21 protein-coding genes and 4 pseudogenes are annotated in these 20,222 nt (G+C 35.3%); 10 read left to right on the forward strand and 15 right to left on the reverse strand.

What is annotated here, in order from left to right; translation table 11 throughout:
- Positions 1-195: 195 nt before the first annotated feature.
- Entirely contained in the window at positions 196-594 is a 399-nt protein-coding gene (tnpA, locus tag MHH59_RS29925; RefSeq protein ID WP_201054944.1) for an IS200/IS605 family transposase, read from the forward strand.
- 11 nt (positions 595-605) lie between these two features.
- Positions 606-1,718 (forward strand): RNA-guided endonuclease TnpB family protein, encoded by a 1,113-nt coding sequence (locus MHH59_RS29930; protein ID WP_340853630.1) that lies wholly within the window; start codon positions 606-608, stop codon positions 1,716-1,718.
- Positions 1,719-2,337: 619 nt separating this feature from the next.
- Here MHH59_RS29930 and hfq read toward each other — a convergent pair.
- The 7 genes and pseudogenes from hfq to MHH59_RS29965 all read right to left on the reverse strand — a co-directional run bounded on the left by hfq (position 2,338) and on the right by MHH59_RS29965 (position 7,619).
- Entirely contained in the window at positions 2,338-2,526 is a 189-nt protein-coding gene (gene hfq / locus MHH59_RS29935) for an RNA chaperone Hfq (RefSeq protein WP_002203963.1), read from the reverse strand.
- Between the two features lie 39 nt (positions 2,527-2,565).
- The gene (locus MHH59_RS29940; RefSeq protein WP_033729070.1) at positions 2,566-2,889 is read right to left on the reverse strand and encodes a hypothetical protein; all 324 of its coding nucleotides are present in this window, start codon (positions 2,887-2,889) and stop codon (positions 2,566-2,568) included.
- 248 nt (positions 2,890-3,137) lie between these two features.
- Entirely contained in the window at positions 3,138-3,416 is a 279-nt protein-coding gene (locus MHH59_RS29945) for an AbrB/MazE/SpoVT family DNA-binding domain-containing protein (protein ID WP_033729075.1), read from the reverse strand.
- 190 nt (positions 3,417-3,606) lie between these two features.
- Positions 3,607-4,005, reverse strand: a pseudogene (locus MHH59_RS29950) (alpha/beta fold hydrolase); the annotation flags it as partial.
- Between the two features lie 440 nt (positions 4,006-4,445).
- Complete coding sequence (gene map / locus MHH59_RS29955) at positions 4,446-5,189, reverse strand: type I methionyl aminopeptidase (RefSeq protein ID WP_201054948.1); 744 nt, start codon at positions 5,187-5,189, stop codon at positions 4,446-4,448.
- 613 nt (positions 5,190-5,802) lie between these two features.
- Positions 5,803-7,167 (reverse strand): collagen-like repeat preface domain-containing protein, encoded by a 1,365-nt coding sequence (locus MHH59_RS29960; protein ID WP_340853634.1) that lies wholly within the window; start codon positions 7,165-7,167, stop codon positions 5,803-5,805.
- A gap of 221 nt (positions 7,168-7,388) precedes the next feature.
- Positions 7,389-7,619, reverse strand: a complete 231-nt coding sequence (locus MHH59_RS29965) for a CGEA protein (protein ID WP_201054950.1) — start codon at positions 7,617-7,619, stop codon at positions 7,389-7,391.
- A gap of 212 nt (positions 7,620-7,831) precedes the next feature.
- Between MHH59_RS29965 and MHH59_RS29970 the strand changes: the two are divergent.
- A pseudogene (locus MHH59_RS29970) lies at positions 7,832-8,040 on the forward strand (dUTP diphosphatase); the annotation flags it as partial.
- A gap of 1 nt (position 8,041) precedes the next feature.
- Positions 8,042-8,239: a hypothetical protein gene (locus MHH59_RS29975; protein WP_330548270.1), complete on the forward strand. Its 198-nt coding sequence runs from the start codon at positions 8,042-8,044 to the stop codon at positions 8,237-8,239.
- 65 nt (positions 8,240-8,304) lie between these two features.
- On the opposite strand, the pseudogene MHH59_RS29980 reads toward MHH59_RS29975, so the two are convergent.
- Positions 8,305-8,713, reverse strand: a pseudogene (locus tag MHH59_RS29980) (DUF4870 domain-containing protein).
- Between the two features lie 647 nt (positions 8,714-9,360).
- Between MHH59_RS29980 and MHH59_RS29985 the strand changes: the two are divergent.
- Positions 9,361-9,531, forward strand: a complete 171-nt coding sequence (locus tag MHH59_RS29985) for a hypothetical protein (protein WP_201054954.1) — start codon at positions 9,361-9,363, stop codon at positions 9,529-9,531.
- A 638-nt stretch (positions 9,532-10,169) separates the two neighbouring features.
- On the opposite strand, the gene MHH59_RS29990 is transcribed toward MHH59_RS29985, so the two are convergent.
- Positions 10,170-10,457: a DUF4183 domain-containing protein gene (locus tag MHH59_RS29990; RefSeq protein ID WP_016079318.1), complete on the reverse strand. Its 288-nt coding sequence runs from the start codon at positions 10,455-10,457 to the stop codon at positions 10,170-10,172.
- A gap of 402 nt (positions 10,458-10,859) precedes the next feature.
- Between MHH59_RS29990 and MHH59_RS29995 the strand changes: the two genes are divergently transcribed.
- A complete protein-coding gene (locus tag MHH59_RS29995) occupies positions 10,860-11,744 on the forward strand; it encodes a DUF4183 domain-containing protein (protein WP_340853641.1) in 885 nt (294 codons plus the stop codon).
- A gap of 53 nt (positions 11,745-11,797) precedes the next feature.
- Here MHH59_RS29995 and MHH59_RS30000 read toward each other — a convergent pair whose 3' ends face one another.
- Complete coding sequence (locus MHH59_RS30000; protein ID WP_252195855.1) at positions 11,798-11,989, reverse strand: hypothetical protein; 192 nt, start codon at positions 11,987-11,989, stop codon at positions 11,798-11,800.
- Positions 11,990-12,219: 230 nt separating this feature from the next.
- Complete coding sequence (locus MHH59_RS30005; RefSeq protein WP_340853643.1) at positions 12,220-13,323, reverse strand: BclA C-terminal domain-containing protein; 1,104 nt, start codon at positions 13,321-13,323, stop codon at positions 12,220-12,222.
- A gap of 716 nt (positions 13,324-14,039) precedes the next feature.
- Here MHH59_RS30005 and MHH59_RS30010 point away from each other — a divergent pair.
- The 3 genes from MHH59_RS30010 (at position 14,040) to MHH59_RS30020 (ending at position 15,559) form a co-directional block, all read left to right on the forward strand.
- The gene (locus tag MHH59_RS30010; RefSeq protein ID WP_340853645.1) at positions 14,040-14,345 is read left to right on the forward strand and encodes a PEP/pyruvate-binding domain-containing protein; all 306 of its coding nucleotides are present in this window, start codon (positions 14,040-14,042) and stop codon (positions 14,343-14,345) included.
- Between the two features lie 182 nt (positions 14,346-14,527).
- A complete protein-coding gene (locus MHH59_RS30015; protein WP_340853647.1) occupies positions 14,528-14,962 on the forward strand; it encodes a hypothetical protein in 435 nt (144 codons plus the stop codon).
- Positions 14,963-15,175: 213 nt separating this feature from the next.
- Positions 15,176-15,559, forward strand: coding sequence for an S-Ena type endospore appendage (locus tag MHH59_RS30020; protein WP_252195854.1), 384 nt, complete (start codon positions 15,176-15,178; stop codon positions 15,557-15,559).
- Here MHH59_RS30020 and MHH59_RS30025 read toward each other — a convergent pair.
- The 3 genes and pseudogenes from MHH59_RS30025 to MHH59_RS30035 all read right to left on the reverse strand — a co-directional run.
- Positions 15,544-15,888, reverse strand: coding sequence for a DUF3992 domain-containing protein (locus MHH59_RS30025; protein WP_201055261.1), 345 nt, complete (start codon positions 15,886-15,888; stop codon positions 15,544-15,546). The two genes, MHH59_RS30020 and MHH59_RS30025, sit on opposite strands and share 16 nt — an antisense overlap.
- A 14-nt stretch (positions 15,889-15,902) precedes the next feature.
- Positions 15,903-16,271 (reverse strand): DUF3992 domain-containing protein, encoded by a 369-nt coding sequence (locus MHH59_RS30030; protein ID WP_201054963.1) that lies wholly within the window; start codon positions 16,269-16,271, stop codon positions 15,903-15,905.
- A gap of 164 nt (positions 16,272-16,435) precedes the next feature.
- Positions 16,436-16,776 (reverse strand): annotated as a pseudogene (locus tag MHH59_RS30035) (DDE-type integrase/transposase/recombinase); the annotation flags it as partial.
- Positions 16,777-16,913: 137 nt separating this feature from the next.
- Between MHH59_RS30035 and opuD the strand changes: the two are divergent.
- Positions 16,914-18,464, forward strand: coding sequence for a glycine betaine transporter OpuD (opuD, locus tag MHH59_RS30040; RefSeq protein ID WP_016096749.1), 1,551 nt, complete (start codon positions 16,914-16,916; stop codon positions 18,462-18,464).
- Between the two features lie 285 nt (positions 18,465-18,749).
- Here the strand turns inward: opuD and MHH59_RS30045 are convergent, their stop codons facing one another.
- The gene (locus tag MHH59_RS30045; RefSeq protein ID WP_340853648.1) at positions 18,750-20,180 is read right to left on the reverse strand and encodes an IS4 family transposase; all 1,431 of its coding nucleotides are present in this window, start codon (positions 20,178-20,180) and stop codon (positions 18,750-18,752) included.
- Positions 20,181-20,222: the final 42 nt, after the last annotated feature.

Genomic DNA, 20,222 nt, shown 5'->3' on the forward strand with positions numbered 1-20,222 from the left:
AACTAATCACCTAAACCCGGATATACAAGTACTTTTAACGAATTCCTCGAAAGAATTCTCCTTCCTCAAGCGCGTGAAGGGCGTAGCCCAGCGGTAGGTGGGTGATGAATTTCGGTTTGGCGTAGCCAAAAGGCTTTGCTTTTTATTTTGCCTCTGATATAATCAGTCTTATAAAGTATAAGGATTGGTATATCAATGAAATTAGATAGCAATAATCATTCAGTGTTCTTATTGTATTATCATCTGGTGTTGGTCGTAAAATACAGAAGAAATGTGTTTGATGATGATATGTCAGATTATGCAAAAGACATGTTTATCAGGTTATCCGAGAATTACAACATAACACTGGTAGAGTGGCATTATGATGTTGACCATGTACATATCTTGTTCAAGGCACATCCGAATACAAAAATGACAAAATTCATTAATGCTTATAAAAGTGCAAGTTCTCGACTAATCAAGAGAGACTTTCCACAAGTGAAAAAGAAACTCTGGAAAGAAATGTTTTGGTCAAGAAGTTTTTGTTTACTAACTACTGGTGGTTCGCCAATAGACGTAGTAAAGGAATATATTGAAAATCAAGGTGAAAAGTGAGGTGAAATGATATGACAAAGCATAATAAAGCATATAAATTCCGTTTGTATCCAACAGAAGAACAAGCATATCTTATGCGTAAAACCTTCGGTTGTGTACGTTTCGTGTATAATAGAATGTTAGCTGAACGAAAAGAAGCGTACGAAAAATACAAAGATGATAAGGAACAACTAAGGAAACAAAAGCCTCCAACTCCGGCGAAATATAAAGCAGAATTTGAGTGGTTAAAAGAAGTTGATTCATTAGCTTTGGCAAATGCTCAACTAAACTTGCAAACTACCTATAAGAATTTCTTTAGTGGTCAAAATGACTTCCCAACATTCAAAAGTAAAAAAGACAGAAAGTCTTATACAACGAATGTAGTAAACGGAAATATTATGTTGCTTAATGGTCATATCAAATTGCCAAAACTGAAAATGGTACGTATCAAACAGCATAGAGAGATACCACAAGATTATATGATCAAGTCATGTACGATTTCTATGACACCTACTGGTAAATACTATGTGTCCATCTTGACTGAATACGAAAAAGAGATTGTACAAAAAGAAGTAGAAACAGTTGTTGGATTAGACTTTGCGATGGATGGATTATACGTTAGTTCTGAGGATGAGAGAGCCAATTATCCTAAGTTCTATCGTGAAATGTTAGACCGATTAGCAAAGGCACAACGAGTATTAGCAAGACGCAATAAAGGTTCTGAGCGTTGGAATAAACAACGTATTCGTGTAGCTAAGTTACATGAGAAGGTAGCTAACCAACGTAAGAATTTCCTTCATCATGAGTCTAAAGAGTTGGCTACTCATTTTGATGTTGTAGCTATTGAAGACCTAAACATGAAAGGAATGTCGCAAGCACTTCATTTTGGACAAAGTGTCGCTGACAATAGTTGGGGAATGTTCACTTCTTTTTTAGCTTATAAACTATACGAACAAGGAAAACAACTTATGAAAATAGACAGATGGTTTCCTTCCACAAAAGCATGTAGTAGTTGTGGAAATGTGAAAAATATGACATTGTCTGAACGAGTATATTCTTGCATATGCGGTGTAAATCTCGATAGAGATTATAACGCAGCTATCAATATCAAAAATGAAGCAATACGCCTATTAGCGTTAGCATAAATAGCAATAAAATAACCTTTGGAACAAGGGAGTTAGCTCGGCTGTCTTAAGACGAATTCGTTAGCTATCAAAAGTAACGACTAACCGAGAAGCCCCCACTTCAAACAGTCCGTTAGGACGTTAAGTGGCGGGGAGTTCACAAGAACGTAATCCTAATTGGGGTCACCATATCATTTCGATAAATTTGTACGCTAAGAAATTTATAAAGGTTGTAGATGTTTAATAAACGTTTAAAAATATTTTATAACACATCTTTAAACATGATAATCCTTGACTATATAAGTAATGTCTTTAAAGGTATACTTCTATAAAAATTTTTGAGGGAAATGAATAAGTTGTGATAAACCTAATTAAATAAATGATTTGAAAGTAAACTAAACGGTTAAAAGTTTACTTTCATTTTTATTAAAAAAAGAACATGTAGAAATTACTACATGTTCTTTTTGAGTTGATGGCAATATTACAACTTGTTTATATTAGTTTGCTACTTTCATACTTTTGTAAAACTCGTTTTCACTATATGGTGCCCCTAATATCCTGTTTACATTTGTACATATTAACAGATTGGTATTGCATAGATCGTAAAATTTGCCTAGGTAGAGCTAAATACTTTATGGTATTACTTAATGATTGTAGAGATGGCTTGTTTGTATACCAGTTGTTGTTTACCATGAACCATCATTAAGACAGTAAATTTATCTGTTGCAAGGATCTGCCCACGTACTGGAACGCCATTCTTTAAAAATACAGTAACTTCCCCTTTTTTCTCTTTCAATTGTTCATACATATCTTCTTGTAAATTAAACATGAAATGCGCCCCCTGGTTTGTTTGTATTTACTTTTCTTCTCATACCTGCTGCTTTTCACTGTTGGATATATGTGATTCCCATTCACTTTCTATTTTTCTAAACCATTTTCCTATTTCGCTTAGATAATATCTTTTTACTTCACCATAAAGAATCCAAATTTCACGTTCCTGCATTTGAATCATCACTTCATGAAGAATCTCATCATGTTCATACTTTCTAGGTTTTCTATGATGTGTTTTTAAAAACTGTGTATATTCTCTACGTAACCAATTAGAAATATGTTCTTTTTGTTTTCGCTTGAGATGTGACCATTTTTTATTTGTTTGAAGGATTTTTCCATTTACTTTTTTGTGGTTTTTCATCGAAACTCATCTCCTTTTACTAGCAAAACGAATATATAACTATCGTATCACATTTAAATTGAAATACTGCTTTAGGGACATATTTCGCAAGAAATCTATGCAAAATAAACAATACATGATCCATTTAGCGGATTAATTCATCATAAAAGTAAATGTAGACTATTTGTGTGGTGTTTTATCTTTTATTAATTATTACGGTACGTGAAATTATAATGTTAAACCTAAAAAAGCCCCTTGAAAGGAGCTTCTTATTTTACAAGGTATTGTTCTATTTCTTTTATTAATAATTCTGCACCTTCTGGACTTAATGCTATCTTACCATTTGCTAATGATATGTTACGATTTGACACTTCTTCTGTTAACGCACAAACACCACCAGGCTGATACCTCTGTAAAACAATGTCTTCACCTTCTACAAAGATCTCTAATGGTGATTTTTCTTTCATACCTAGCGTATTTCTAAGTTCCTTTGGAATTACCACACGCCCTAATTCATCTATTTTTCTAGTTACTCCGGTTGCTTTCATCTAATATCTTTCCCCATTTCATTATCAATTGTACCCAAGTTATTCTTTACTATTGTAACAAGCTTTTCCCATACATGAAAATTTATTTGCATTTACAAAAGAACAAGTAAAATAAATAGAGGATTTTTGGCACGATAACAAGATAAGTAATTGAAATGAAGCAATTCGTCAGCTCGTAGAGAAAGCGTTAAGTCGTAAAATATTCTCTTGCAGATGCTCCAACAATTATATTGTATCTCAAGCTACTTGAAAAATAGATTCCATAAATAATCCCTAACATTCCCCCAGTCGAGTGACCTGCAAACCCCCATTGATTCAAACCCAAAGCTTCACGAATAGCTTCCAAATCAAAAATCGTTTCCAGCATACTTAATTGATAAGGCTCTAAAGCTCCTTCTGAATTACCGGTTTCTCTTAAATTCACTAAATATACTCTATGAGTTTTTGTAAAAGTTTCTGCAAAGTAATCTCCTGTTTCATTAAATTCAGAATAGTGGTGGGTCACACAAAGTGGCTCACCTTCTCCTTTTACGAATACTTCAAAATTTCCACGAGATGTGCTGATTAAATTTTCACGCCATCTATTCATAAAGTTCTCCAATTCATTTTATTTATTAATCTTTTATTCAATTAACTGAGATGAAGTACCTTTAAAAACAAAAACCCTTCAAAAAATCGTCAAAAAAGTTATATTTTGTTAAACTCTACTGCCCTTTAGCTTAAGAAGAAAATCAATAACATTCTTAACAGAACTAAAAAACCTACATATATGATGTAGGTTAACATAACCCCTCATTATCGTAGTAGACAATAGAGCTGAATTCTCATAAAAAACTGTAAAAAGATAAAATTTTCGTTTTGGGGGTAATTCAAAATACTAGCTTGATGGGCATGGGGTACCGTCAGGAAAATGCGGATTTACAACGTTAAGGAAATTTCAATATTAAAAAGCCTAATTTCTCAGCATAAAAATGAAAAATTAGGCTTTTCATTGCTCCATTAAAGCGCCCTATTGTGGTATTAGTGCTCTTACAATGTAGTAATAATCGGTCCTTCCTTGGTAAGGATAATCGTATGTTCGTATTGAGCCACAAAGCTTTCATCGGTTAGGCAGGTCCATCCATCTTCGGATTGGAAAACTTCCTCTTCAAATGTAGAGATCATAGGCTCAAAGGCAATTACCATACCATCCTTTAAAATTTCGTCATCACAGTGAGAGAAGTAATTGAAAATGTGTTTTGGTTCTTCATGAATCGAACGCCCAACACCGTGTCCAGTAAGATTTTTTATGACTGTTAAGCCATGCTGTTTCGCTACATTGTGTGCAGCTTTTCCGAGCGCGCTTTTTTTTGAACCTGGCTTTGCCTTCTTAAGTCCAGCATAGAATGCTTCTTTAGCTACGTCACATATTTTCTGTAAAGTTGGCTCTCCTTCCCCTACTACAAAGGAAATTCCGGTATCTGCGAAATACCCGTTTTTTGAACCTGAAACATCAATATTTACTAGGTCCCCTTCTTGAATGGTCCGTGTCCTCTTCGGAATCCCGTGCGCTACTTCTTTATTTATGCTAATGCACGTATATCCAGGAAAATTGTATTCTCCTTTTGGGGCAGATTGAGCTCCTGCTTTTTCAAACATCTCTCTCGCAATTTCATCGAGTTCTTTTGTGGTAATTCCAGGTTTCGTACTATGGACTAATTCATCTCGAATCGCCCCACAGATTTCACCAATTACTTTTAAGCCATTAAAATCCTCTTTATTCTTTACAACCATTGATATCCCCACTTTTTAAAGTATTTTATGATTAGTATTCCATGTAGTTTATAGCATAAACGGGTTTTCTTCAACAATCTGGCCCGTTTGTGAAACAAGAAGAAATCCTGCATATTAACACAGAATTTTTAATCAATCTTTATTTTAAATAATCAAACTTTGTTTTATATGATCAATCTTTTTTATTTAACTACAGAGGGAAAAGAAACAGAAGGACACAACTATACACTAAGAAAAGTCTATAATATACGGAATATTTAAAAATTAATTATCTCAAAAAGAACATGTAGTAAATTCTACATGTTCTTTTTTTCTTATTAACCGACCAAGGTTATATTGTAAATGTTCATAGCATTGTAGGTTGAATTTCAATTGTAAGTTCTAATGTAAACTTTTTATCATTAGTTTACATTCAAAATATGAAAAATAAAGAGATTAGAACATCTAAAAAAACTAGATCTATGCTAGCTTTTTTTACATAGTTTCCTTTAGAAAAAATCACTATATCTAAAAACCTATAAAAATCCCCTCAAAAGATTTAAAGGGACTTTTATAACATTTCCCTTAACTTCATAGTTATAGCCTACAACCTATGCAATTCTATTTTTCGCTTTTATCTAAGTCGCGTAATAACAAGATGTGCTGAAACAGACTCTGTCCCTCCAGCCAGAGGAGTAATGGTTAGTGCTGTGGATTCGCTAGCAGGATTACGTACAGTAAGTATTGAATTGATGACTGATGTTTGCACAAGAGCCATTCCTACTATCTGAGAAGTACCAGTTGCTCGACCAACTACCGTATAAGCTAATTCAACAGCTCCTGCTCCGGAATTAAGAGTTAAAACTAGTTGACCCGCTTCGGTCACACTCACCTGAAACAAGACCTGATAACTACCGATTGCAGACAAATTAAATGTATCAGCACCAGTACGTGTAATCCCCACCCCACTAAAAGGTCCGTCTCTTGGAAAATCTACGTCTCCACCGACTGCAACTGTTGCAGCATTATCAGGGGGCATCAACGCATAAAAATCCGCAAAATCTAATACTCCTCCTGTCGAGCCTGTTGGTCCTTGTAACCCAGTAGCTCCTGTCGGTCCTTGTAATCCAGTAGCTCCTGTTGGTCCTTGTAACCCAGTAGCTCCTGTCGGTCCTTGTAATCCAGTAGCTCCTGTCGGTCCTTGTAATCCAGTAGCTCCTGTTGGTCCTTGTAACCCAGTAGCTCCTGTCGGTCCTTGTAATCCAGTAGCTCCTGTCGGTCCTTGTAATCCAGTAGCTCCTGTTGGTCCTTGTAACCCAGTAGCTCCTGTCGGTCCTTGTAATCCAGTAGCCCCTGTTGGTCCTTGTAACCCAGTAGCTCCTGTCGGTCCTTGTAACCCAGTAGCTCCTGTCGGTCCTTGTAATCCAGTAGCTCCTGTTGGTCCTTGTAACCCAGTAGCTCCTGTCAGTCCTTGTAATCCAGTAGCTCCTGTCGGTCCTTGTAATCCAGTAGCCCCTGTTGGTCCTTGTAGTCCAGTAGCTCCTGTTGGTCCTTGTAACCCAGTAGCTCCTGTCGGTCCTTGTAATCCAGTAGCCCCTGTTGGTCCTTGTAGTCCAGTAGCTCCTGTTGGTCCTAACTGAGCTAAAGGTAAAACAATATTTTGTATTAATTGTGTTTGCACCTGTCTTGTAGTGTTATCAATAACAAATAAATTAATAAGGGATAATAAATTATTTACTAATGTTTGTAATTCAGTCGTTAAAACAATAAAATTAAGTGGAATTATAGTTAAAATAGTATTTAAGTTCTTAATAATAGATATAAGATCTGCTTGTTGTTGTTGATTTAAAAATCCAGTTCTTGCAAATGCTAATAATCGACTCAGAATAGAAATTAATCCTCCTATATTTTGATGTGTAGGTGCTGTAAGTACTGCTGGTATGGATACAATGAACCCATTAAGAATATTGGTCCAATCAGTCAGTGCTGTTGATGTCAATGGAATTATATCCTGTCTTTGAATTGGAGGACAATTACAAAAGTTAGGTTGGCAACCCCTCCTGCAATTTAGCATATTTATCACGTCCTTTAAATTTATACATACATATACAATATATTTAATGAATCAATAATTTCTTTTGAACCTATACAAACATCTATAAATTTAAAAAAAGGCTCACTCCTTATCTATTTTTATATAGGAGTGAACCTTTTTTATTATTAAGTATTTAATGTAACACTTTCTATATCTTCACAACTTATGAAGATAAAACTAGAAGATGCCGGTGTTATTATACCTTCCTCCTCTAATATAACTATACAAAGTGTTGAAATGAATTGTTGTAATATAGCAGGTCCAATAATTTGACCAGATCTAGTTGTAATTGTAACCACAGTTCCCAATGGCCAATAAGTGAATAAATAACAAGCTATACCTGTACAATTTGCCATTTTTCTCCCTCACAATTTAAAATAATATTAAAAATAAAAAAATCCAATTTATGTATTCATAGTATATGAAATTAAATTCCTAAAGGTTGGACAAATTGTAAATAAAAACTTAGATTTTTCCCTAATCAGGGTTACCCCATATGCGCTATGAGCCCCACTTCTAATTTACACGTAATTACAGCAGAAAAAACACAGCAAACATTTGATATAGGCTCTTTGAATGTTACATGCAAGACATTTTAACAGCTAAACGTGCATGCTTTATGCAAATGATTTAAGTGTGACATTAAATCATTTGCATAAAGCATGCGGCATTTTCTTCCGCCTTTGCTATTTATATGGATATAAATTTAAAAATGTTGTTCGTGCTTATAAAGAGAAGAATAAAGAAAAATTTGTACGCCAAGCGAGTGGGTATTAAGATGCATAAATTTGTAGTTACATATGAAATCCCTCCTATGATCGGTGAGCTAACAGTAGATATAAAAGCGAAAGATGAAGATGAAGCGTTATACATTGCTAGATACTTTCTGCCGCGTGCTGCTAAGGTGTGCGGTGCTAGATTAAAATATTTATCCAATTTGAATTTTATTGAAAATAAGGAACGGAGGAATATGTAAAAAGACTTTGAAAGGTCCATTAAAAAAAGAATTCAGTAAAACTCTGAATTCTTCTACAAGTATTTTTATTTGTTAATCCATTTAGAAATAATAGGATAATGAAAGTCTTTTTCTTGTAACACATATAAAATTCCTTTTATAGGTCCGAAAATTAACAAAAGAAACAGTATTAGATATAAAGGAGCTACCCCGAAAATAATCCAAGTGTTATTTGAAGCCAAGTCTAAATTAGACAAAGATAGCATTAAGATTCTTATTATAAAAAGATTCCAAATCATTGTAATTATCCAAATGAATAGTTGGTAAAAAAACAGCTTCAAGGATATTTTTTCGAATGTTTTGTGATTTGTATATAAAATAAAAAATCAATGGTATATAAAAAATTGTAACGCTAAAGAAAATAAGAATAAAAAAAGATAATAATGTAAGAAAATGCATAATTAATTTTATGTTCTTTTCTTGAGTTAGGATCATTAAGGTCCTCCTACATTTATGAGATTTGTTGTGTCTATTAAAAATATGTGCTGTAAGTAATTATAACATGAAAATTAATTGTAATAGAATAATGCATCGAAAATAACACGTATTAAATTAAACAAAAGCGTTAATTGAAAACAAAAAAAGAGCGTACAAATGAGTAGGCTCTTAGAAAGATAGGTTTTATGAGTATTGGATTACCATATACTTTATGTTTCTTTTGCATAATCGTTTAAACAAAATTAAATAAAAGAGCACACATTAAAATGTGCTCCTTAAAAGGTGTCAGCTAACAAGGCCTAATTTGTAAGCTGAATACATGTGCAGCCGATATTAATATATGTATTTTCTCATGAAGGGTGAAAAGAGAGCACCTTTTCAAAGTGCTCTTTGTAAGGAGATCCCTATAAGTGAAAAGCTTCCATATCAATAATATATGCTTGTCTTATCAAAAGGTGAAAGCTTTTATATAAATGTTTTTCATGATGACAAACCTAAGAGCACGCAGTTAATGATGCTCTTGGAAAAGAAAGATTGATATTTATGAGTGGAGTCTTCTTCATACAATACTATATGCTTGTCCAGTTAAAACGTGAAAAGTTATTAACAAAATAGTTATTTGAGAGAAATGGAGTGAAGTTCCAATGATTGTTACGGCAACAATAAAACTTGAATTAGATGATTCGCATAAAAACTGGGTTCATTATGTTAGAGAACAAGGTGGAGAAGATGCGGTGTTCCACTATCTGAAAGAAGAAGTACAGAAGAAAATTGAAGTTGCTGAATTTGTGAAGATTAAATACAGAGAAAAATAGTCTTAACAAAATCCTTATTTAAATAAAAAGAGCGTTTTTTAAGGCGCTCTATGACCAAGATTTATATATAAAGGTGAATATGATTATTGTATGTATGTGTTTAATATATGTGAAGTTTTTAAACAAAATCGTTATTTAAATAGAATGCGGACAGCTGAAGCGTTTAGTGGATGTACTCAGCGTTTCAGCCAGTTCCAATAATTTTAGTTTATTGTTTCTAATTTTTCTGCTTTCTATCAAAAATAGAGATAAGGATTTTTAATATAACAAGGCAAGACCAAATTTCATCTGACATATAGAGTCCTTCTTTTAATATGTTTGTTCTATATTTATACTTTGAAATATAGAACAATAAAAAAGAAGAATTTATAACAAAAATGCTATTTTAATTTCAAACAAAAGAACAATCAGCAAAAGCTAACTGCCCTGTTTTGGAGGAAAATCAATTGTTATAGATTGGCGTATTCAAAGTATGTACAGAAATTGGAGATTTATTTAGACAAAACTTACTAAGAGAGGAGTGTAGCGCACATGATAATATATGCGAGTTATTCATTGAGTTGCAAATATCTAATAAAAACTTCATTTTAGTGGAAAAACACAGGTTTTCTTATTAGGAAAACCTGTCCAAAAATAGATTAAGTTACAATAAACTCGACTGTAACTGGAGTCGCTGGATCAAGTGCATCTCCACCAGGGATGGTAATTGAAGAAGGACCAACAGTAATAGTTGAGGTATTGCCTACTTGAAGTATGCCATTGATGTAGAGATTATAATATGTGAACGAATTCGGGAATGTTGAAGTTCCACCTGTATCATTAGTGAAAGCTGTAGCAACAATCGCAAACGTAGCACCTGTACCTGTACCCGCAGCTATTGTAGAAATAAATCTTCTGGAGGCTATAAATGGTGGTATTATTGCCATTTGTAATTCACCCCTTTCTTATTTTTACTAGAACTAATTTGTTAGAAAATTCGTTCTACATTGTATTCTATGAAGTTCTTTAATATTAGAAACGGCTTAAGTACTAGTACTTAAGTGTTATTTTTATTTCATTATGTATAGATATATTGATTCCAAACAGAAATCTTATTTTAGTAGTAAAGGGAATAATGCAAAAGAGCACCGTATAAAAGTTCTCCTTGGACCAAAACTATAAAGTGATTAGGTGTATGGTATTATATTCGGATTTTTTAAAAATGTAAGTTGTCTACTGAAATTTTCATTTTATGAAAAGAAAAAGTAATAAAGTTCGAGGAAGGAAGTCAAGTTTAACAATTCCTTTAATTTTACATTTAATAAATATGAAAGGAAGGAGTTTTTTATATGAATCGATTTAGAAGGTTGTCTGAAACTCAAGGTTTTATAGATCCCGCAACTATAGGCCCAACTCTCCCGCCACTCCCATCTATTACTTTCCCAACTGGAACCACAGGCCAAACTGGAGCAACGGGTCCAACTGGAGTAACGGGTCCAACTGGTGCAACGGGTTCAACTGGAGCAACGGGTTCAACTGGAGTAACGGGTCCAACCGGAGTAACGGGTCCAACCGGAGTAACGGGTCCAACCGGAGTAACGGGTCCAACCGGAGTAACGGGTCCAACTGGAGTAACGGGTCCAACCGGAGTAACGGGTCCAACTGGAGTAACGGGTCCAACTGGAGCAACGGGTTCAACTGGAGCAACGGGTCCAACGGGTCCAACGGGTCCAACTGGAGCAACGGGTTCAACTGGAGCAACGGGTCCAACCGGAGTGACGGGTCCAACTGGAGTAACGGGTCCAACTGGTGCAACGGGTTCAACTGGAGCAACGGGTTCAACTGGAGTAACGGGTCCAACCGGAGTAACGGGTCCAACTGGAGTAACGGGTCCAACTGGAGTAACGGGTCCAACTGGAGTAACGGGTCCAACTGGAGTAACGGGTCCAACTGGAGTAACGGGTCCAACTGGAGCAATACAAACGACAAATATATTGTATTTTACATTTTCAGATGGACAAAAACTCATATATACAAATGCTGATGGCTTACCTCAATATGGAACAACGCAGATATTGTCACCAAGTGATGTTTCCTATATTAATTTATTCATAAATGGAATTCTTCAGCCACTAACTTCATACCAGGTTGTAACGGGACAGTTAACTTTGTTAGCCCCCGAGGCTCCAGTACAAGGAGCTTCAATTATTCTGCAATTCATTACTATTAGTTAAAAAAAGGACAGATTTCCTAATAAAGAAATCTGTCCAAAAGCAAAAGATGTGGATTAAGTTACGATAAATTCAACAGTAATTGGAATTCCTGGATCCACTGTGTCTCCTCCTGGAATTGTGATTGCACCAGCATCATTTAAACAAGCCGTAGCAGCAATTGCAAACGTAGCGCCGGTCCCTGTTCCTGAACCTAGTGTGGATGTAAATCTTCTAGAAGCTATAAATGGAGGTACGAAGTTTTGAATTTCTTGAGCAAATAGTTGTAATTCGTCATACACAGAAACAGACATAAAAAACGCCATCCTTTCCTATGATTCTACAGAAAGAATAGCGTATTTTTTCATTTTAAGGGGGATTTTGTTTTGTTAGCTTGATAGCAATGTGGTGCTACCTCAACTTGATGATATCATGGTCTCAGCCAACTGCCCATGATATCATCAAGATTATTCAAAAATTATGCATTCAAAACAGCATTTCAACTTACACGAATGATTGTTAGAGCAGCTCCTGTTGAGCCACCACCAAGTAAGACCGCAGTTCCTACTAAACCAAATAACTGAAGGGTAATTGTATTACCTGCTGTTAAAGATACAATTACATCATTGTTATAACTTGCAGTGGATACAATAGGAGATAATATAGAACCAGGAATTGAAGTAGCACCATTTAGTAATAGTCGTGAGCTAATTAATAGTGCGACTGTTGTATTAATTTGGTATGTGATGTAATAACGCCCTGTCGCTGGAACTGTAAACGTATCATTGGCACCATTGGCTGTAAAGCCATCCAAACTTTGATCATTAGGAAGTGGAATATTAGTACCACCTAACAAAACAACAATTGTACTTCCAACTGTATTTGCAGCAAACATTGAGTTAGTGGTTACATCCGTTCCAGTTGGTCCAGTAGCTCCGGTTACTCCCGTTGGTCCTGTAACTCCGGTAGGTCCTGTAACTCCCGTTGGTCCGGTTACTCCTGTAGGCCCAGTAACTCCCGTTGGTCCAGTAGCTCCAGTAACTCCGGTAGCTCCAGTAACTCCGGTAGCTCCAGTAGGTCCAGTAGGTCCGGTAGCTCCCGTTGGTCCGGTTACTCCGGTAACTCCCGTTGGTCCTGTAGGTCCTGTAACTCCCGTAGGCCCTGTAACTCCCGTTGGTCCAGTAGCTCCAGTAGCTCCAGTAACTCCCGTTGTTCCTGTAACTCCAGTAGGTCCTGTAACTCCAGTAGGCCCTGTAACTCCCGTTGGTCCGGTTACTCCCGTTGGTCCGGTTACTCCCGTTGGTCCTGTAACTCCGGTAGGTCCAGTAGCTCCGGTTACTCCCGTTGGTCCTGTAACTCCGGTAGGTCCAGTAGCTCCGGTTACTCCCGTTGGTCCTGTAACTCCGGTAGGTCCTGTAACTCCCGTTGGTCCGGTTACTCCTGTAGGCCCTGTAACTCCCGTAGGTCCAGTAGCTCCAGTAACTCCGGTAGCTCCAGTAACTCCGGTAGCTCCAGTAGGTCCGGTAGCTCCCGTGACTCCAGTTGCCCCGGTAGGGCCCAATCTGCTCCTACCGTCGCAACTAAAACAATTATACTGAAACATTATTATTTTCTCTCCTCTACATTCTATAAATATAAAACATTGCATATAAGTAGCCCGAAAATAAAACAGTCTCCTTGAAAATAATTAATTTATATTCCCTACATACCAAATTCGTTTTTTAGATTCATAATATAGTGATGTTCATTTTGATGTTGTATCATATTTTAAGCCAATAGCACTAAGAGACAGTATAAGTTGTTCATAAATTTCCAGACAACTTTGTCTGAACGTACACGTTTTATAAGGAGAAAAACATTATTGAATAGGAAAAATGGATAGCTTGCTCCTCTAGGCATAATTTCCAACTATACATCCCATTCTAGCAGAGGGATGTATGGTTGAACTCATATCAAGTAATGTATCCATATCAACAAATTGCAAAGGCATTCAATATCAACTGTCACACCAGTAGCAATCAAATCACACTATGAACTACACACTCTATCTTGTACAAATTTTTATCTACACATTAACTCAATGTATTTACATTACACTTACATGACATAGTTTTTCTCCTTTTATTTATCACACAGTACATCTCTTATATATTTATGACTCAATCATTACCTTGCTTGTACAATATTATATAAATCAATTTAATAATTCTGATTATTATTAAAAACAAATTACTATTCTCTTATGTCTTTTCTAAGAATATCTAACAGAATGTGTACTTAATTTATTTGTTTATCCTAGTTTTCTCAGGTAAGTGTATTATGTTTACTGCTGACGCTATTACAGAGAATTGTAATGTTATTTTTATTAATGCGAGTTTCGGATTAGGAAAAGCTCTTGTATCTAGACTAGTTTCTGTTGAATTATATAAAGTAAAGAAAGGAAATGAAATGTCATTGCTAAAAACATCTCGGAGAAGAAACTGGATTTTTTTGTTACCGGAAGGAGGTAACGTAGAACAACCTTTACCTACTGATCAAGAGACCAAGCAAGTACTAACTGATAGTCAAATCATTACTTTAGCCGAAATGGGGGGAATTGAGGGGGAATTTTCCACAAGATATTGAGTTCTGTATAGAAAATGGAGGGATTTTCATTATAAAAAGTCGGCCAATCACGTCCTTGTATCCCTTTCTGGATATACCACAAGAACCATTGCATGTAATGTTATTGGACATATGCAAGTTATGATAGATACAATAAAGCCAGGTCTTTCTATATTACGGGCACTTTTCGAGGTGGAGGCACAGTGATAAGAGAAGGAGGAATATATATTGATTCTACGGAAGTACTTCTAATTACCTTAGGAAAAAAACTTTTCTCTAAGCTGATTAGAAATATTGATGAAATAACTAGTAAGACTATTCGAAAATTTATTCAAAGAACCGATTTCTCAAGTGTCCCACCTAAACCTGGAATAATGAAACCTACCTGGAAAGAGACCTTTAAATATATTCGTAAAACGAATCCAACAATAGCAAGAAAACAAGTGGAATCTTTTATGGGTAATACGAGAAAACAAGTTCATCAAGATATGAACCTGCTACAAGGAGAAGAAAGTTTAGAAAAGAAACAATATCATTTGGATACCATAGGTATTGAAATCATTCGAAACATAATTCCAAAACTGTTAGCTTTTATGATCTCCTCTGTATTTTTAAAAAAGCTCTTGTCCTCTGGTTAGGTGACGACAAAGAAATTCATCAATTAATTTCTTTTATATAAATAAAATTATTATCAGATTCAAGCCTATTAAACAATCCTTCGTTGAATTTTTTGTCTATTATTAACACAACAATTGTTTTACAGCATTTAATAGTAATAAAAGAGACTATACAGGGAGGAATGAGCAATGACCTCTAAAAAAAATATTGGCTGTTTTGCCCCTCTATCTATCATCTGCCCTCCATACACTCCGCCCACTCCACCAAGCTGTGAATTAGTAACAAATGAGTTTGCTGGTAATTTTTTCATAACAAAAGAAATCCCCTTCCCAACAAATACAAATGATCTTCGAACATTACCAATATGGGAAGGTGATGGAGTGTTAAATATCTCAGGTACTATCTCTATATACAATAGCACCAGTAGTACAGAAGAAATCACTGTTCAAATTGTCAGCCAAGTTACAAATACTTTTACTGTTTTTCCTGGAAATACGATGTCATATACAGGTAAATCATTACAATCTGTTACGATCATTAATATTTTAAACAACCATTCTCCATATATAGAAGGGAAATATTGTTGCCAATTTTCATTTTGTTATGAAATTGGATAACGTACTGTAAGGCACAATTGTCCTTGGCTCGTTCCCGTTCCAGTTGTTACAATTTGAATTGTTGTAAAATATCTCACTGTAAACGACCCGCTACTTTGCGGTTGTACAGTAATTGTATTTACTATTGCTGTTCCTACTAAAAAGTTCACTGTAATTGGATTTACACCTATATCATATTTTACATAACCTGATGCATACAAATCTTGTGTAATATTATTCGTATATACCGTTTCAGTTACCGCACCAGTTGCGGACCAATCTATACAAACTTGATCTTGAACAAGTTTGTTATTGGAACAACATGATAAACTGGAATTTCCCATTTTGATCTTCTCCTATTCTTCTATGAAATTGGATAACGTGTTGTAATACAAAATTCCCCTTGATATGTTCCAGCTGTTGCAGCAGGTAAAGTCACTTCAATCGTTTCAAAACGACGATACGTAAAAGCAATACTTGTTCCTGGATTTAATGTTTGTGTATCAAGTGTATTTCCTGCAGAATCAAGGACTGTCATCGTTATTGCAGCAGGTCCTACATCATATTGAACAAATCCTGTTCCAATTACATTTTGATTAATATTGTTGTTATAAAGTACATTCGTAATTGCAGTAGCAACTACAGTTCCTGACCATGGACTACACACTTTATCTTGAACATAATTTTTATCTGGACAACAAGTTAACGCTGTCCCTGAGCATTCACAAGACATAATTGTTTTCCCCTCTCTCTATTTTATTCCTTATATGTGTATGTCCTTAAGAATCTTTTGCCTGTATGATTCATCTATTTTCACAAAAATCATTCACTGTGGGTTCTACTGCAAAGGTTACATCCATTTGAAAGAGGTATATAGATTCCTAATGGAATCTGATCTTATGCTGCTATTCTAAAGAGTTGGTGAATGAATTTCATTTGATTTTGAACAGACCGGTCCCCTAAAGTAAGTTGTCCTTTTTAATGATATGCATCGCTTCCATTCCGAAAAGAATAGATTGGATTGTACGAAAAGATTTCAATCCTAACATCGAGCCAACTCTCTTTTTAATAAAACGGGGATCTTATTTCACAATGATATTCAGATATTTTATCTGTCTGGTTTGGATACCTACGGGCATCTTTTTCTCTTTCTTAAATTCAGCAATTGCTATCGAATAATCTAGGTTTTTGTTTACTGTGATAACACGAGGCTTTGAAACATGAAAAGACCGCAAATAATTCTTAACGTGGGTTTTATGTTAGTACGTTGGCTGTACCCAATATCACCTATGAAAAACGAATTTTTTGACAATTAATTCTATCATTGTTATTATTAATATAATTTTTAACTTTATTAAATAAAAGGTGGGATTCTATGATAAAAAAAGAAAACAGTGTATTCTATATCTCCATCTTGCTTACAACCTTATTTATTATATGGGGTGTAATTCCAGCAAGTTGGATACAAGGCTATGATTTACAAAGTGTTACCTCTTCTTTAAACGCATTTATTCTCAATAAGTTTGGATGGTTTTACTCTCTACTTATGACCACAATGATTGTTTTAGCTGGTTATTTAGCATTTTCAAAGTATGGCTCCATTCGTCTTGGTAAAGATGATGAAAAACCGCAATATAGTTACCTCTCTTGGCTTTCCATGTTATTTGGAGCAGGAATGGGCATCGGACTTCTCTTTTATGGAATTACTGAACCCATTTCACACTTTGGAGCACCGCTTACTGGTGAACCTGGAACTGAGGAAAGCGCTAAACTTGCTATGCAATATTCATTTTTCCACTGGGGTCTCTTCCCTTGGTCACTTTATGCAATGGTCGCTCTAACAATTGCATATTTTACATTCCGAAAACAAAAAGGTAGTACAATTGGCGCTACAGTTACTCCATTATTTAATCGATCGAAACATTCTCCTATTGGAAAAACAGTAGATATTTTGGCTGTTTTAGCAACTGTATTTGGAATCGTACCATCCGTAGGAATCGGTGCACAACAAATCGCTGGAGGATTAAGCTATTTATTCCCTTCTATTAATAATACAATTGGTACACAACTCGTACTTATTGCCATTTTCACTGTACTCTATTTAACAAGTGCACAAACTGGCTTAGATCGTGGGATTAAATATTTGAGTAACTTAAACTTCTCCCTCGCTGGAATATTACTCGTTTCCTTTTTAATTTTAGGGCCAACTGTCTTTATCATGAAGTATTTTACTTCCACACTAGGCTCTTATATTGGAGCATTACCAAGCATGGGATTAAATTTAGGTGCTTTTAGCAAAGAATCCTCTTCTTGGATTGAAAATTGGACTATTTTTTACTGGGGTTGGTGGATTTCTTGGTCTCCATTCGTCGGTACATTCATTGCCCGTGTTTCTCGCGGACGTACAATTCGTGAATTTATTATCGGCGTCGTATTAATCCCAACATTCATTTGTACATTTTGGTTCGCTGTCTTTGGCGGTACAGCTATTCATATGGAAATGTTCCAATCACTTGGAATTGCTGATGAAATTGCGAAAAATGGTACCGAAATTGGGTTATTCGCTGTCATTTCGCATTTACCATTCTCAACATTTTTGACCATTATTGGACTAATTTTAGTCGCAACATTCTTCGTTACCTCTGCTGACTCCGCAACATTTGTTGTTGCTATGCAAACAAGCAATGGTAACTTATCACCGAAAAACAGTTTGAAGCTTATTTGGGGATTAACAATTGCAGCTATTGCAGCCATTCTCTTGCAAGCTGGTGGGTTAAATGCACTGCAAATTGCAGCGATCATAGCAGCTTTACCATTCTCTATTGTAGTCGTTCTTATGGTCACGTCGCTCTTTAAAGAATTACGAAAAGAGAATATCATTACTCAAACGAAACAATCACCGCAAAAAATAAAAAAAGTTATATAAGGGGTAGCACCACATCACTATCAACCTAACAAAATAAAATACCCCCTAAAATAAAAAAATACGCTATTCTTTCTGTAGACTTATAGGAAAGGATGGCGTTTTTTTAACACTTGGGGGTAAAGAAAATTCTTAAGTTGATGGATATGTGGCGGTACCCCATCGCTATCAAGCTAAGCTCATACAACGTCAATTATAGTAAAGGTTGTTTCTTTTTATAAAGGCTAGGTGTAGGGAATTGAAAGATTTGCATACGAAATAAACCCTAATGGGTTTCATTTTTTTGATTTAAGCCGCTTGATTATTAGACATGGTACAATTGTAAACGACACCTAATATATCAAAGACTGTTTTCTTCTCATACCTATGAGATTTTCGCCCGTTTTGCTGTAGGAGGTTGAACAAGCGAATTAGAATCTTTGATAGCTCTTGGGTGTCTTTCTGTATAGCTTGGAAAAGAAGAAGAAAGTAATCTTTAATCATATATACGGCCTTATATTCACTCAGTTCTCGTTTCTTTTTTATAAGAAGTAATTGCCGCATTTGAAACATGGTAGAAGAACAGAGTAGAATGGCAATCAGTTGTCCATACAAATGGCATTCTAATCTTTCTCGTTTTATCTTTTTACAATGATGAATATGAAAGAATGATTTCCATGTTTTAAATATAATCTCGATTTGCCAACGTAAAGAGTACCAATCATGTACTTGTCCCATCGGGACAATATCTGTAGGGGTGTTTGTCATATATACATTGATACCACTGAGACGTTTACTACGAGGAGAATACTTCATTCCTTTCTTTTTTTCTCTTACAGCTTGATCTTGTAATCGTTTTTGTTGTTGTTCTTTTGTTAGCCGATGAACAATCACACGAGTTGATACTTTATCAATCATTCCTACATAAGCTTCAGATATTTCATATGTTTGTCCTGGTTGAAGAGAGTTCATTACAACCTCCATATCTATCTGTATATACTCTGTACCTTTCTTTATTCTTCCATCTTGAAAATAATCAGGGTTGGGATTTTTTTGATAAATACATGTATTTGATTTAATACGAGAGATATAGTAAGCCTCTTTATCTTGTATGTGTTGAAGATCTTTCAAATGAAAATACCCTAAATCTCGGATACATAAATCATTCGCTTTCACAGTTGGAACACACAGAGAACCGTAGGTTCGATCATGTTGTTTCCCTGGACCCGTATGAATATGAAGGAACTGTCCACTTAATAAATCATACTCAAGCTGAATCTTTACTCCCGCTGTATGGCTGCATCCCCCTGCACCTGGATAAACGGATGAAAAAGGATCTGGAAGTTGAAATGCAGTTGAATCTAAAATACGAATACGCTTGAAAACAGAAGTATATGGAGAAGAAATCGGCATATATGAGGTCAATTTTTTGCTTAATAGTTCGGCTAGTAGGTGTTGTAAAAGTTGGACGGCCGCCTTATTAAATCGTTGATTCAGTCCCTCAGGACTGATAAGTACTGCTGTTGATGCTTCTAAACAGCTAGATAATTGAGTTAAAGAAGTCATAGCTACATTTTGGCTCACCCATACACATAAAGCTATTAAATCTTTTGCTTGGTACTTACTGGTTCGTTGTACGAAACCAACATCTCTAGCAAGATTCCGTAAGGTATTTGGAGATAAAAAACTTTGAATCTCTTGAGCAAATAGTTGTAATTCATCAGACACAGAAACAGACATAAAAAACGCCATCCTTTCCTATGATTCTACAGAAAGAATAGC

The sequence above is a fragment of the Bacillus sp. FSL E2-0195 genome (assembly GCF_038003645.1).
Classification (GTDB): Bacteria; Bacillota; Bacilli; order Bacillales; family Bacillaceae_G; genus Bacillus_A; species Bacillus_A mycoides.

Coding starts and splice junctions, on each gene's coding strand:
- tnpA (WP_201054944.1), top strand. CDS start 196: ATGAAATTAGATAGCAATAATCATTCAGTGTTCTTATTGTATTATCAT.
- MHH59_RS29930 (WP_340853630.1), top strand. CDS start 606: ATGACAAAGCATAATAAAGCATATAAATTCCGTTTGTATCCAACAGAA.
- hfq (WP_002203963.1), bottom strand. CDS start 2,526: ATGTTTAATTTACAAGAAGATATGTATGAACAATTGAAAGAGAAAAAA.
- MHH59_RS29940 (WP_033729070.1), bottom strand. CDS start 2,889: ATGAAAAACCACAAAAAAGTAAATGGAAAAATCCTTCAAACAAATAAA.
- MHH59_RS29945 (WP_033729075.1), bottom strand. CDS start 3,416: ATGAAAGCAACCGGAGTAACTAGAAAAATAGATGAATTAGGGCGTGTG.
- map (WP_201054948.1), bottom strand. CDS start 5,189: ATGGTTGTAAAGAATAAAGAGGATTTTAATGGCTTAAAAGTAATTGGT.
- MHH59_RS29965 (WP_201054950.1), bottom strand. CDS start 7,619: ATGGCAAATTGTACAGGTATAGCTTGTTATTTATTCACTTATTGGCCA.
- MHH59_RS29975 (WP_330548270.1), top strand. CDS start 8,042: ATGCATAAATTTGTAGTTACATATGAAATCCCTCCTATGATCGGTGAG.
- MHH59_RS29985 (WP_201054954.1), top strand. CDS start 9,361: ATGATTGTTACGGCAACAATAAAACTTGAATTAGATGATTCGCATAAA.
- MHH59_RS29990 (WP_016079318.1), bottom strand. CDS start 10,457: ATGGCAATAATACCACCATTTATAGCCTCCAGAAGATTTATTTCTACA.
- MHH59_RS29995 (WP_340853641.1), top strand. CDS start 10,860: ATGAATCGATTTAGAAGGTTGTCTGAAACTCAAGGTTTTATAGATCCC.
- MHH59_RS30005 (WP_340853643.1), bottom strand. CDS start 13,323: ATGTTTCAGTATAATTGTTTTAGTTGCGACGGTAGGAGCAGATTGGGC.
- MHH59_RS30010 (WP_340853645.1), top strand. CDS start 14,040: ATGTTTACTGCTGACGCTATTACAGAGAATTGTAATGTTATTTTTATT.
- MHH59_RS30030 (WP_201054963.1), bottom strand. CDS start 16,271: ATGTCTTGTGAATGCTCAGGGACAGCGTTAACTTGTTGTCCAGATAAA.
- opuD (WP_016096749.1), top strand. CDS start 16,914: ATGATAAAAAAAGAAAACAGTGTATTCTATATCTCCATCTTGCTTACA.
- MHH59_RS30045 (WP_340853648.1), bottom strand. CDS start 20,180: ATGTCTGTTTCTGTGTCTGATGAATTACAACTATTTGCTCAAGAGATT.